General features: G+C 42.2%; 12 protein-coding genes. 1 reads left to right on the top strand and 11 read right to left on the bottom strand.

From position 1 onward, the window contains the following. Positions 1-21 precede the first annotated feature (21 nt). The 3 genes from H8Z82_RS07355 to H8Z82_RS07345 all read right to left on the bottom strand — a co-directional run bounded on the left by H8Z82_RS07355 (position 22) and on the right by H8Z82_RS07345 (position 3,169). Complete coding sequence (locus H8Z82_RS07355) at positions 22-1,299, bottom strand: L-cysteine desulfidase family protein (protein WP_019162641.1); 1,278 nt, start codon at positions 1,297-1,299, stop codon at positions 22-24. A 78-nt stretch (positions 1,300-1,377) separates the two neighbouring features. Further along, a complete protein-coding gene (locus H8Z82_RS07350; protein WP_186994722.1) occupies positions 1,378-2,727 on the bottom strand; it encodes an MATE family efflux transporter in 1,350 nt (449 codons plus the stop codon). Beyond that, complete coding sequence (locus H8Z82_RS07345; protein WP_019162643.1) at positions 2,717-3,169, bottom strand: MarR family winged helix-turn-helix transcriptional regulator; 453 nt, start codon at positions 3,167-3,169, stop codon at positions 2,717-2,719. The genes H8Z82_RS07350 and H8Z82_RS07345 overlap by 11 nt, the downstream gene beginning before the upstream one ends. Before the next feature lie 195 nt (positions 3,170-3,364). On the opposite strand from H8Z82_RS07345, the gene H8Z82_RS07340 reads away from it, so the two are divergent. Next, on the top strand, positions 3,365-3,907 hold the full coding sequence (locus H8Z82_RS07340) for an LOG family protein (RefSeq protein WP_186994721.1): 543 nt from the start codon (positions 3,365-3,367) through the stop codon (positions 3,905-3,907). Between the two features lie 563 nt (positions 3,908-4,470). Here the strand turns inward: H8Z82_RS07340 and H8Z82_RS07335 are convergent. The 8 genes from H8Z82_RS07335 to H8Z82_RS07300 all read right to left on the bottom strand — a co-directional run bounded on the left by H8Z82_RS07335 (position 4,471) and on the right by H8Z82_RS07300 (position 12,591). Further along, positions 4,471-5,232 carry an ABC transporter ATP-binding protein gene (locus H8Z82_RS07335; protein WP_019162645.1) on the bottom strand — a complete coding sequence of 254 codons (762 nt, stop codon included), beginning with the start codon at positions 5,230-5,232 and terminating at the stop codon, positions 4,471-4,473. Next, positions 5,229-6,023, bottom strand: a complete 795-nt coding sequence (locus H8Z82_RS07330; RefSeq protein WP_186994720.1) for an ABC transporter ATP-binding protein — start codon at positions 6,021-6,023, stop codon at positions 5,229-5,231. Before H8Z82_RS07330 ends, H8Z82_RS07335 begins: the two co-directional genes overlap by 4 nt. Before the next feature lie 100 nt (positions 6,024-6,123). Beyond that, a complete protein-coding gene (locus tag H8Z82_RS07325; RefSeq protein WP_186994719.1) occupies positions 6,124-7,662 on the bottom strand; it encodes an ABC transporter substrate-binding protein in 1,539 nt (512 codons plus the stop codon). A 33-nt stretch (positions 7,663-7,695) separates the two neighbouring features. Further along, entirely contained in the window at positions 7,696-8,562 is an 867-nt protein-coding gene (gene nikC / locus H8Z82_RS07320) for a nickel transporter permease (RefSeq protein WP_186994718.1), read from the bottom strand. Continuing rightward, a complete protein-coding gene (gene nikB, locus H8Z82_RS07315) occupies positions 8,559-9,503 on the bottom strand; it encodes a nickel ABC transporter permease (protein ID WP_118411432.1) in 945 nt (314 codons plus the stop codon). The genes nikC and nikB overlap by 4 nt, the downstream gene beginning before the upstream one ends. Positions 9,504-9,832: 329 nt before the next feature. Beyond that, positions 9,833-10,741: a LysR family transcriptional regulator gene (locus H8Z82_RS07310; protein ID WP_186994717.1), complete on the bottom strand. Its 909-nt coding sequence runs from the start codon at positions 10,739-10,741 to the stop codon at positions 9,833-9,835. 7 nt (positions 10,742-10,748) lie between these two features. After that, positions 10,749-10,973 carry a diguanylate cyclase domain-containing protein gene (locus H8Z82_RS18040; protein ID WP_408610010.1) on the bottom strand — a complete coding sequence of 75 codons (225 nt, stop codon included), beginning with the start codon at positions 10,971-10,973 and terminating at the stop codon, positions 10,749-10,751. Beyond that, positions 10,873-12,591: a GGDEF domain-containing protein gene (locus H8Z82_RS07300; RefSeq protein ID WP_243176416.1), complete on the bottom strand. Its 1,719-nt coding sequence runs from the start codon at positions 12,589-12,591 to the stop codon at positions 10,873-10,875. Before H8Z82_RS07300 ends, H8Z82_RS18040 begins: the two co-directional genes overlap by 101 nt. Between the last annotated feature and the right edge of the window lie 274 nt (positions 12,592-12,865).

The raw sequence follows: 12,865 nt of genomic DNA, 5'->3' as shown, positions 1-12,865 counted from the left end.
CTTTTCATCTGTTTCATGAGATCAAACGCTTTCCAGCATAATCCGCAGTATTTCTTTATCTGTTTCTTTCATTCCTTCTTTTCCGATCTGTCCTACGCAGCTGATTGTTTCGCCGGCTTCTTCCTTGAGGATTCCGGTGTATGGCGCATAGGACTGACCGTTCATAGCAAGATGATGTGCCAGGAATGCAGCATCAAGACTGGCGGCAATTTTCGCTGCACAGGATATTTTCGCTCCATCACAGATGATTCCCGGAATATTGGCAAGCGTATTCTCTATGGTCTTCTTGATCACAGAAAGTTCGCCACCGCCCATGTAAGTAATTCCGGCCCCGGCTGCACAGGATGCAGATACCGCACCACAAAATGCGGAAAGTTTACCGATGTACTGTTTCTGGTACACAGTTAAGAGGTTAGAAAATACCAGTGCGCGGTAAAGTACATAGTCCGGAAGTTCCATTTCTCTGGCATACACGATCAGAGGTACAGAACAGGCAATTCCCTGGTTTCCGCTGCCTGAGTTGATGACTACCGGCATGTCACATCCGCCCATTCTGGCTTCGGAAGCTGCGGCTGTAAGGCTGCGCATTTTTGTGAGCATATCATTGGAATAGGTTTCACGGATGATCCGGCCAATTCCAAGACCGTATTTACCAGTCATTCCTTCATGGGCGATTGCCATATTGCTGCGGATCTGATTTTCTATAATTTCTTTGACATCATCAAGTTCTACAGTATCTGCAAATGTTTTAATATCTTCCAGATTGAGCAGAGTTCTGTCTGCTGCAGCTGGAGTTTCACCGGATTTATGATCTGAATCCAGCAGGACTTCCTGATTCTTTACGATTTTGGTTACATTAATATGATCGTATTTAATTTCCAGACTTACTGTATCATCTCCTGCCTGCATTTCTATAATAAAGTGCAGGACTACCGGGGAGTCCAGAAGTTCTACTTTGCATATCTTTTTGTCCAGAAGTTCACAACATCTCTTTCTTCCGGATTCATTTACCTTCGAAAGAACTTCCATATTCAGGGATGGGTCTCCGGCTACTGCACCAAGGACTACACCTGCTTCAATTCCAGTCAATCCGCCGGAGTTTGGAATGATAACACAACGGACATTTTTTATAATGTTTCCACTGCATTTTGCTGTGATATGTTCCGGTTCTTTTCCCAGAACTTCTCGTGCCCTGGCAGCTCCATATGCCAGTGCGATCGGCTCTGTACATCCCATTGCGGGAATCATTTCTTCTTTCAGAATGCCTATGTAATTCTGATATATTCTCTCATCTAACATTGTGCTGATGTCTCCTGTTCATTTGTAATTCTACATAATTTAAGTATGACATAACACTATCAGAATGTCCAGAAAGAATCAGCCCAGTGTACCGTCATTTTCTGTGCGGTTCATGTATATATAAAATCCCACATTCAGGATAATTCCCGTTACTGTTGCCACAGGGGCAGCCAGTCCGATTTTGGTAAGGCTTGCATCTGGCTGGATACTCATAAAGTATGCCAGTGGCAGACGTACCAGAAGTGTCTGAATCAGTCCCTGGATCATTACCCAGACTGTCTTGTTATTTCCATTAAAATAGCCGATCATACTGAACAGGATTGCCGTCACTATGGTTTCCGGTGCAAAGCCTTTCAGATAGTCAAAGGCATTACTGATAACTTCTGCATCTGTGGAGAAAATACCAGCCAGCATATCACCTTTGAACATAACCAGTATAAATACCACACATCCCACGACAAGCCCTACTCCGATTCCTGTAAACATGGACTGTTTTGCTCGTTTTTTCTTGCCCGCTCCTATGTTCTGGGATACAAAGGATGCCATAGACTGCATCAGAGAACTTGGTACCAGCATGGCGAAGTTAACGATTTTGCAGGCAACCCCGTAGCCGGACGAAGCCTCCAGTCCCAGACGATTTACGAATGCACAGAGCGCAAGGAAGGAAATCTGTGTCAGACATTCCTGCAATGCAAGAGGAAGTCCGATCTGAAGAAATCTTTTGCACTGTACATTCAGCCTGAAGTCTTTTTTTGTGATCGTAAACGGAAGTTTCATTTTAACAAGCAGGATAAGTGCGAATACCACGCTAAGTGCCTGAGCAGCAACTGTTGCAATAGCAGCTCCGGCTGCATCCATATGAAGTCCCGCTACCAGCACCAGATCTCCGATCACATTTACAATACATGCCACCAGCACAAACAGAAGCGGCGATTTACTGTCACCCAGTCCACGAAAAATTGCAGACAGCAGGTTGTAAGCTACAATAAAGAAAATACCGCCGCCACAGATACGTACATAACTGGATGTAAGACTGACGGCTGATTCCGGCGCCTGCATCAGCACAGAAATCGGATGTGCAAAAGCTACCATTATGACAAACAACACAGCCGAAATCATTGTAAACACAATTGTACCGCCGCCGATTACAGCTCCTATCTTTTCCGGCCTTTTTTCTCCCAGATAACGGGCAATCAGAACTGTAATACCCATTGCAAACTGTACAACCACAAATGTAACCATGTTTAAGACCTGACTGCCTGTAGAAACTGCGGAAAGTCCGGCAGTGGAACCAAATCTTCCCACAACCAGAAGGTCAACTGCACCATATGCTGCCTGCAGGATCAGTGCTCCGAGAATGGGCATCATAAAGGAAACCAGCTTTTTCAGAATATTCCCCTGTGTGAAATCAGATTTATCATTTGTCATAGTGCTTTCTCCTCTCACACATGATCTGGTAAAATTTCTCAATTGTCCGGATCATGCAATCTGCTTCCTCTTCGGATATCTCACTGAGATAGGGAACCAGTTCTCCAAAATAGTACTCATTATATTTCTGTGACAGTTTTCTTCCCTCTTCTGTAATGGATATATAGGTAACACGTCCGTCATCAGGGGAAGAAATTTTCCGAAGATATCCTTTTGTTTCCATTTCCTTTACAGTTCTGGTAACACCGGGACGTGGAAGATTCATTACATCGCTGATATCAGATATCTTTACCTGAATCCCCTGTTTTTCCAATGCATGAATGTTATCCAGATACTGAATGTAAGACGGGGTAACTCCCTGTGGCAGCGACGGAAGCAATTCCCGTATCCGCTTCGCCTGATAACATGCATCCAGCATTCGCTTGATTTTTTCAGTTGTCATATTGTACGCTCCTATATAATTATCTTTGTTAATTACCATTGATAATTATACGGAAATTCTGAAATTTGTCAACCATCAAAATTACTATTGAACCGTAACTGAGAAAGTTCTATAATGAGTTCCGACATCAGAAATCGGGAAAAATAAAATATTTCCGATGACGGAATTTTTTAATAATACAAGGTGGAAATTACAATGAATATTACCGTTTATCTTGGAGCTTTTGAGGGGAATGATCCAGCACTTGGAGATGCAGTCCGAGAACTTGGTACATGGATTGGAGAAAGCGGAAATTCTCTGATATATGGCGGATCAAAGTCCGGTCTTATGGGACAGATAGCAGAAAGTGTGCTGAATGCCGGAGGAAAAGTAACAGGCGTGGAACCACAATTTTTTATAGATTCTGAACTGCAATATGATGAAATCACAGAACTGATCGTTACGAAAGATATGGCTGAAAGAAAAGCAAAAATGATTGAACTTGGTGATGCATTTATTGCATTTCCAGGAGGCACCGGTACTCTCGAGGAAATCACAGAAGTTATGTCCATGGTTTCCCTCAAACACTTGGATGCCCCCTGTATTCTGTATAATCTGAATGGATATTATGACAGACTGAAGCAGCTTCTTGACCATATGATCAAAATGGGGCTGTCCTCAGAAAAGCGTCAGCAGGGAATTTATTTTGCTGATGATCTGGAAAATATTAAAGCATTTCTGGCTACAGTAACTAAGTAAAATTCAGGTCGTAAACAATTGTCAATCACCCCTGGGGGATATTTACCTATTCATATATTGCATAGTTCATACTGCTTTTTTCATGGTCTGAAATCCCCCTGGGAGGCTTGTTCTTTCCCTTAATTTTGTTAAAATATAATCAATACAAAGATCATTAAATATCAGTCAGCTAGTACATAGAAAATTAAGTTTCCGCTATATTGACGCAGGATGATTTCTTCAGCTGCAAGGCGGAGGAATGAGGCGTAGCGGTGGCTACGGCGATTGACGACAACGCCGCAGATGAAAAATCAGACAAGTCAATATAGCAGTTACTTAATATTCGATGTACTAGGTACTTAATGATTCATGTATCCGCACAAAGATTTGTGTCAGAGTAACTGGTCGGTATGTTGACAGCAGACTTCTGAACAGTTACGTGTCAGATGACAAATAAAGGTGCACAGACCTCCGCGCAATGCGCATCTAAAAACTCATTAAAAAAAGTACTTCGTCCGCAGGAAGTACTTTTTTTAATACCTTTATACCGAAAAGAAAATATTTTAGCAGCCTGATTCAGTTAATTATGAAAGTACCGCATCCACCAGTCTCTGCGTATACTCCTCCTTCGGATCATTGATAATATCATCGGGAATTCCGCTTTCCACTACTTTTCCCTCATACAGTACCAGGACCCTGTCGCAGAACATCTGGACAAGGGCCAGATTATGACAGATAAAAATAAAAGACAGCCCCTTCTTCTCTTTCAGGTCTTCTAGAAGCTCCATGATCTGTTTCTGTATGGTTACATCCAGAGCACTGGTTGCCTCATCACAGATTAGAACTTTTGGTTCTACTGCCAGCGCTCTTGCGATCGCAGCCCGCTGACACTGTCCGCCACTTACCTCATGAGGATATCTTTTTGCATATTCCTTCTCAAGGCCGCACTGCTCGAGCAATTCTGCTACTCTTTTCTCCACATCAGCCTTTTTCATTCCACGGTTTCTAAGACTCTCACCGATTCCGTCACCCAGTGTCCTTCTGGGATCAAAAGAACCCACCGGATTCTGAAAAACCATCTGTATATCTCCATATACCTCTTTCAGCTGACTTTGTTTCAGTCTTGTAATATCTTTTCCTTCAAATTTCAGTGTGCCCTCTGTAATATCAGTCAGCCGGGTGAGCAGCTTTGCTATGGTACTTTTTCCACTGCCGGATTCTCCTACGATTCCCAGCGTTTCTCCTTTTTTTAGTGTAAAGCTTACATCATTTACTGCTTTAAAAGGATTTTTTCCTCTCTGGGTAAATATTTTTGTTAAATGTTCTGCCTCTAAAAGTATGCTCATACTCTGACCTTCCTTTGCAGCTTTGGTACAGCCTCCAGCAATTTCCTGGTATACGAATCCCGGGGATGATTCAGTACACGGTCTGCTGTGCCATATTCTACTGTTTTTCCATTTTTCAAAACCAGCACAGTATCTGCCATTGCCCGGACTACCCCGATATCATGTGTCACGATCACGATTGCAGTTCCAAACAACTCTCTTAACTTAAGCATTTCCCTTACAACCTGACGCTGTACAGACACATCCAGAGCACTGGTCGGCTCATCTGCAAATAAGATAGGCGGATTCATAAGCATGGCGATTGCTATACCTGCTCTCTGATTCATTCCGCCAGACAGTTCAAATGGATAACTGTCCCACACGCGCTGACTGTCCTTAAAGTTCAATTTGTCAAACAGATCCATTGCCCTGCTTTTGGCCTCACTTCTTGTTATCTTCGTATGTGCACGCATACTTTCATAAATCTGTTCTCCTATGGTGCGGATCGGGCACAGGGAAGCACCTGCATCCTGAAAGATCATGCCAATTCCTGCACCTCTGATCTTTCTTTTTTCTTTCTCCGGTATATCCAGGATATTCTGATCCATATATCGGATATCTCCTCTTGTCACAAGACCATCCGATCCCAGAAGTCCCATTGCGGCTTTAATCAGAGTGCTTTTCCCACTGCCGGATTCTCCCACAAGGCCAAGTATCTCTCCATGTTCAAGGGAGAAGCTCACATCATGAACCATCGCTTTCCCGCCAAATGATATCTCTACGGAATCGTAGGTCAGTATTTTTCTATCCATTTCTGTAAACCATCCTTGCTAATCCTTACCAAATCAGGGGCAAAATACCTTTTGCCCCTGAAATATCATCGTTCAAATATTCTTCATTTATTGTTACAATTTAGTTGATGTCCAGATCTGCTGTCAGTTCATAATAATCACATGGATGTGCAGTCAGTCCTGTTACATTAGACTGCATGATCATACTCATTCTCAGGTGAGAGCAGAATACATAGGCATTATCATCCAGGATTGTCTGCTGCATCTGAATTGCCAGATCTGAACGCTTATCTGCATCGAATTCTTGCTTCATCTGTTTTTCCAGATCTTCCAGTTTATCACTGTGATAATGTCCGTTATTGCTTGCAGATTCATCCAGTGTACAGGAAGTAAAGAAATACTCCGGATCTCCTGTAGGTGCAGTTACCATGGCACTTGCATATACATCCCATAATGTAGGGTCTTTACGAATAGTATTATTATCAGAGGTACAATTTATCTGAACATCCATGCCGATTTCTTTCAAAGTTGCCTGTGCAGACTCTGCAAGAAGCGGAAGCTCCTGACGGCTGGGATAAGTAAGCCAGCGGATCTCCAGTTTCTGTCCGTCTTTTTCCCGGATACCGTCACCATCGGAATCCACCCATCCTGCTTCTTCCAAAACCTTTTTCGCCCCATCAGGATCATAGCTCTCTGTTGTCAGATTCTGTCCGCCAAAAGAGAACGTATCCGGGAAAACACCGACTGCAGGATATCCATATCCGTTCAGGAGCACAGACACAAAACTGTCCTTATCAATACCCATGGCAATTGCTTTACGCACTGCAGGGTCAGATGTTACAGGACTTTCAAAGTTCATCCACGCATAGAATGCACGGCTTGTAGCTGTGCTGGTAAATGTAAAATCATCATTTTCAAATAAGGGATAGCTTGCATATGCCATACCATAGGCAGCATTGATCTCCCCTGCCTGAAGAGCCATTGCTAGTGTATCACCGTCAGAGATTGTGCGGACAGTGATCTCATCCACATTTACATCTCCGTTCCAGTAGTTTTCATTCTTTACAAGATTAACATGATCATCTGTCACCAGTTCAGTTGCCACATAAGGACCTGTACCGATTACAATCCCATCATCACTGACACCTGCCTGCATATCAATAATGCATCCATAAGGATCACTGAGATAATTGATAAGTGCAGGCTTCGGTTCTGTAGTCTTTATGGTAACAGTATTTCCGTCAGCCTCGATAGTATCAATGCAGAGATCTCCTGCTGCACGCTCATGATTGGCAACCAGAGCCTCCAGGCTTTCCTTTACTGCCTCTCCGTCACAGGCACGTCCATTGGAGAACACAACTCCGTCATTCAGTGTGATCTTCCAGGTCAGCTCGTCAATATTTTCATACTCTTTTGCGATCCATGGCTCTATTTCCATGGTATCGGAATAACGGAAAAGAGTTTCCCCTACTCCATAACGGATACACGCCCATCCTGCATATGTATTTTGTGGATTAATATCTGCCTCTTCATTTTCCGCATTAAAGGTGGTATCACCAAATACAAATGTCTTTTTGTCTGCTGCCAGTGTTGGCATAGCTGTCACTCCTACAGCCAGCCCCAGGGCAATTGCCATTGCCAGAAATTTCTTTGCTCTCATTTTCTTTCCTCCTTATGTTTTCAATATTACTTATCATAAACGACTGTTCTTCGGATCCAGATAGTCACGGAATGTATCACCTAACAGATTGAAAATTGCCACAGATATAAAAATTGCAATTCCAGGTGATAATACTACCCATGGATATGTCTGGATCATACTTCGTCCGCCGCTCATCATACTTCCCCACTCAGCCATGGGAATCTGTGCTCCCAGTCCAAGAAATGACAGACCTGCAAGCTCCATCATCATGGTACCGATATCAAGCATGGCTGTTATCAGAACAGGTCCCAGCATATTTGGAAGAATATGCCTGAGCATAATCTGAACTGAGCTGTCACCTGCCAGTATGGCAGCATGAATATAGGGTTCCTCTTTTAATGCCAGAGTCTGCCCTCTGGCAATACGTGAATATTTCGGCCAGCTTACTACTGCCAGTGCTATAACAGCATTCTGAATGCCTCCCCCAAGAATAGCCGCAATCGCCATGGCAAATACAAGCCCAGGGAAAGCAAGACATACATCTGAAATCCTCATCATAACAGCATCTGCAGCTCCGCCAAAATATCCGCAGCATACACCCACAGCTGTTCCTAACACAGAGATTACCGCAACCAGGATAAAGGTGGAGAAAATACTGGCTCTTGCACCACTTATAACTCTGGACAGCATATCTCTTCCATATGTATCCGTTCCCATAGGATGCTGAAGACTGGGGGGCTGAAGCGCACTTGTCAGATCCTGTGCATAAGGGTCATATGGACAGAGATGCTCTGAAAAAACTGCAAGTATTACAAGCCCTATTGCAAGAATAAGAAAAAAGACCAGCTTTTGTTTTATATGGTTTTTCTTAATCTTCTGTACACGCACTGTCACATTTTTATTCTGCTTTTCACTCATTGTTTCACACCTCCCAGACGGATTCTTGGATCCAGGAACCGGTATGACAGATCTGTAAGCAGATTTACCACAACATAGATGATTGCCATCCACATAACATATGCCTGAATAATAGGATAATCACGCATGGAAATGGCATCTACTGCCATCTTTCCAACTCCATCCCACATAAAGATCGATTCTACGATCGCAGTTCCTCCCAGAAGATTTCCCACTGACAGCATCAGCAAGGTAATGATGGTTACCAGCGAAGCCTTCATAATGCTTTTCCAAAGAGTAACAGAAAACTTTACTCCCCTTGCTTTCGCTCCTGCCACATAGTCTTTGCTTAATTCATCCAGCACAGTTGCACGGACCTGGCGGAGATACTTGGCTGACATGGCAATTGCCAGAGTGATTGCCGGCATTGCCACACTCTTTAAACTTACTTCTTTGGCTATAACCGGAAAAATCCTCAGCCTGATTGCAAGAAAATACATCAACAGCAATGATACAAAAAAATTAGGAAGACTATTTCCTATAAAGCTGCATAAGCGGATCAGATAATCCATAATCGTATTCTGTTTCACTGCTGACAGAATCCCCAAAGGGATTGATATGATGATGGTCAGCAAAATAGATGTCACTGTAAGAAGCAGCGTTGCCGGAAGCTTCGATATGAAAGTATCAAAAACCGGAAGACTGGATACATAGCTGTTTCCCATATCTCCATGAAGCAGTTTCCCAAGCCACACAAAATACTGGGTCAAAAATGGTTTGTCCAGTCCCAGCTGTTCTCTGGCTGCATTTAACCTATCTTCTGATACAATCTGTCCTGTATTTTCCATTTTTTGTGTTACCACATCGCTTCCGGCAATCCGCATCATGCCATAAGAGAGAAAAGTAATCGCAAACAAAATGGGAATCAGCTGAAGCAGTCGTCTGAATGCATATTTTTTCATTTGAGTATCTCCATTTTATAATTTTTCAAAATTGTACTTCTAATTAGCCACCATTCAGTTTAACAAAAGCAAAAATAGCCCACAACCCACCCTGGGGGTTATGAGCTATTCTTAATTTGAATATGTATCTTTATTTTTGGAATATGCAAATGGCTGGACAGCAGACATTAGACAGCACCAGTCTAAACGGAACATCTCACCGCAACGAGCAAGAAAGCCCTCAGAGCGGCAACTCTGAGGGCTTTCATTTCGCTTCATGGAATTTCACTTCATTTCTTAGCTACTATTAGTATATGCAAAATAAGTTAAAAAGTCAACTACAATTTTTATTAATGCTTCGGCAGTCTGCTCTTTAAAAACTCCACAAGTTCAGCCACACTCTCATCCATTTCTTCTCCTTTGTGAAGTATAAAGCCAAAAATAACTTTACTGTCACCAAGATCCAGAGGGATTCCCAGTGTAGTTCCTTCTTTGTTTTCTGACAGGTAACTTCCGCTTATATTTGCCACCTTACTGTTCTTCAGCATTTTTTCCATAATATAATCACTGTTGGTCAGCACAGAAATATCAATGTCCTTCCATTGGAATGCATCCTCTTTTACAGCACCGATGTCAAAAAATTCATCCTGATAATTCTGTATAAAACGGATTCCTTCCAGATCTTCCAGTTCTGCCCTCTCTTTGCCGGAATTGTAAAGCTCTGTCAGCCCTCCCGGATACAGCATTACATCTGTTTCATAGATAGGTTCGAAATGCATTTTGTTTTTTGACAGTTCATACAGGAAATTTTCCTTCTGCTGACTGAGGATATATACAAAACCAATGTCATCCATATAATCCCGTACTCTTTCCATTACGCTTTGTACGCCTGCTGTTGTTACCTGGAAATGGTACTTTTTTTCATAGGTTTCATTATAAAAGTCTACAAACTGATTGGCAAACCAGGAACTGGGATTTAAAGATATCCGGATCCATTTTGTCATTCCGCTGGAAGCCATATTTTCCAGAACATTTACTTCATTTATAATTTTCGACGCATATTCATAAATCTTGTGCCCCTGTACTGTCAGTCTGATTCCTCTTGGCAGCCGTTCAAAAAGCTGCATTCCCAGCGTATCTTCCAGTCCCTTGATCACCTTGCTGACGCTGGGCTGTGTAGAATACAGATTTTTCGCAGCATCACTGAATGAACCTGTCTGCGCACATACTACGAAATACTGTAATTGTTTTAAATCCATAAAGATTTTATCTCTCTTTCTTCAGTTCCTTTTTATTTTCATACATTGCTTCATCAGCCTCATGAAGCAGTTTTTCCAGATTCTTTTCTTTTTCAGAAGTCCATGCATAGCCGATTGCAGCAGAACTGTCATTAACCTTTTTTTCTATTTTGAGTTTTATCTCTGTACATTCTGTGATCTGCCATAATACGGATATCTCCAATTTCAGAGCTGTGCTCAGGATAAATAGCATAGCCACAACTTGTATCCACATACAGCATATGTCCTTCTATCACAAAGGGCGCATCAATTGCATTCTTTATTCTTCTGACCATCATTTCACAGAATTCATCATTTATATTGCCCTCCTCAATGATCAGTGAAAACTCATCTCCTCCGATCCGGAAAGCATAATCTGTATTTCGTATACATTTACGCAATCTCTGGGAAACCGCCTTCAGTAATTTGTCTCCCATATCATGTCCATACGTATCATTAACCGGTTTAAACCTGTCCAGATCCAGATAGAACATGGCAAATTTTTTATGCAGCTTTCCATTTCTTTTTAATCTTTCGGAAAGATAACGCTCATTATAAAGTCCGGTCAGTGCATCCGTATTTGCCAGCTTCTCAAGTTCATGCTTCTGCCCGATATCCTGAGCGATCAACATTACTTTGGACAGTATACTGCCTTTCCATTCCACAGGTATCACTGACATTACTTTATAAGAAGATCTGTCAAGAGTACAATATTCAAAGGTATACAGATCATCCTCAGACATAATAACTTTTCTCAGATGTTCCGGTGAAAGCAGATCATCCATCTGTGTATTTATCTTTTCCGTAAGTACCACATACTCTCCGGACATACTCTGAAGCAATTCCCTGTAATCACCTGTAGGATTATAATAAGACTCATTGTTCATCTCATAATATTCATATATCCCGCTGTCCAGATCACAAACTGCAAAACGCTCTACAAGCCTGGTTACTCCCTGAATAAGCTGATCCATGGCGATGTTTTGCTTTAACATCGCTCTGCGTTCTTTTTCCGCATTTTTCGAATCCGTCACATCACGAAGAAAAATCATGGCGTGTCTGACCTCTCCGTTCTCATCTGTATCTCCCTCCATCACTACATTCCGGATAATACGCTGCTCTCCGTCAAACACTGCTTTGCATTCCTGACTGAGTTCCCCGGTAATTTTTCTGAGTTCCTTCATAATATATTCCCTGTTATAAATCTGCGCAACCGCTTCTTTACTCTCAGGACAGACATAATTATCAAGAAACATCTGTATCAGTTCATCCCATGTCCGGCTTTTGCTGAAAATTTCCTGAAGCGAACCCTTTACTTTCATAGATTCAAATGTATTTTCCTGAAGATCCACATAATATTCACACAGATTCATATCTGTAAAAGCGCGGTGAAAAGCAGCCTCCCTTGCTTCCTGATTCCGGGCAAAGTGATCAGATCTGGCAGATAATACCCAGATTGGCCGTCCTTTATTATCCCTGGCATCTGCCTTCATAATTCTTACCGGTATTGATAAACCTTTACTGTCTGTCAGATACAAGATGTGAGAACCCTGTAAATCATGAAGTCTTTCCGGTGAAAATATATGCTTTTGCTCATTACAGACCACACTGAGCATAGAACCATCTGATGCTTTCATAAATTCATCAAGGTCATCCCACCTCAAAAGCTGCAGAAAATAGTTACTTACACTCCAGATTGTCAGCTTCTCATCATAATAACCGGCGACTGTCCCCACCGGATCATTCTGTTTCAGTACATATTCAATAGCTTCCTGAACTGAAGGATTAATATCCGTATCTTCATTTGCGACATATATTTCAATCTTATTCATTTTGTTAAGCATGCACCTATGCTCTGACATAATATTCTCAACCTTTCTGTGAATTATATCCTCACATGACTGAAGTCACGTGCTTCCAAACGCTTTAGGCGTCAGACTAAATATCGGCGGATACGCCTGTAACTTAGGTTTGCGCAGATATGCGTTTTTTCCCATGCCAGATATGGCAGGTCCCCACATTACAGGTAGTCCGCTGTATATCTGCCTGCATCTATGCAGCCATTAAGAGTCCCATCTCAGAACTGAGTTCCCTTAGATCTGCATA

Source organism: Blautia difficilis, assembly GCF_014297245.1.
Taxonomy (GTDB): domain Bacteria; phylum Bacillota; class Clostridia; order Lachnospirales; family Lachnospiraceae; genus Blautia_A; species Blautia_A difficilis.
Note: the sequence above shows the minus strand (reverse complement) of the source record. Positions and strands in the feature narration are given on the sequence as shown.

Coding starts and splice junctions, on each gene's coding strand:
- H8Z82_RS18040 (WP_408610010.1), bottom strand. CDS start 10,973: ATGCTATTTATCCTGAGCACAGCTCTGAAATTGGAGATATCCGTATTA.
- H8Z82_RS07325 (WP_186994719.1), bottom strand. CDS start 7,662: ATGAGAGCAAAGAAATTTCTGGCAATGGCAATTGCCCTGGGGCTGGCT.
- H8Z82_RS07310 (WP_186994717.1), bottom strand. CDS start 10,741: ATGGATTTAAAACAATTACAGTATTTCGTAGTATGTGCGCAGACAGGT.
- H8Z82_RS07350 (WP_186994722.1), bottom strand. CDS start 2,727: ATGACAAATGATAAATCTGATTTCACACAGGGGAATATTCTGAAAAAG.
- nikC (WP_186994718.1), bottom strand. CDS start 8,562: ATGAGTGAAAAGCAGAATAAAAATGTGACAGTGCGTGTACAGAAGATT.
- H8Z82_RS07355 (WP_019162641.1), bottom strand. CDS start 1,299: ATGTTAGATGAGAGAATATATCAGAATTACATAGGCATTCTGAAAGAA.
- H8Z82_RS07345 (WP_019162643.1), bottom strand. CDS start 3,169: ATGACAACTGAAAAAATCAAGCGAATGCTGGATGCATGTTATCAGGCG.
- H8Z82_RS07335 (WP_019162645.1), bottom strand. CDS start 5,232: ATGAGCATACTTTTAGAGGCAGAACATTTAACAAAAATATTTACCCAG.
- H8Z82_RS07340 (WP_186994721.1), top strand. CDS start 3,365: ATGAATATTACCGTTTATCTTGGAGCTTTTGAGGGGAATGATCCAGCA.
- H8Z82_RS07330 (WP_186994720.1), bottom strand. CDS start 6,023: ATGGATAGAAAAATACTGACCTACGATTCCGTAGAGATATCATTTGGC.
- nikB (WP_118411432.1), bottom strand. CDS start 9,503: ATGAAAAAATATGCATTCAGACGACTGCTTCAGCTGATTCCCATTTTG.
- H8Z82_RS07300 (WP_243176416.1), bottom strand. CDS start 12,591: ATGAATAAGATTGAAATATATGTCGCAAATGAAGATACGGATATTAAT.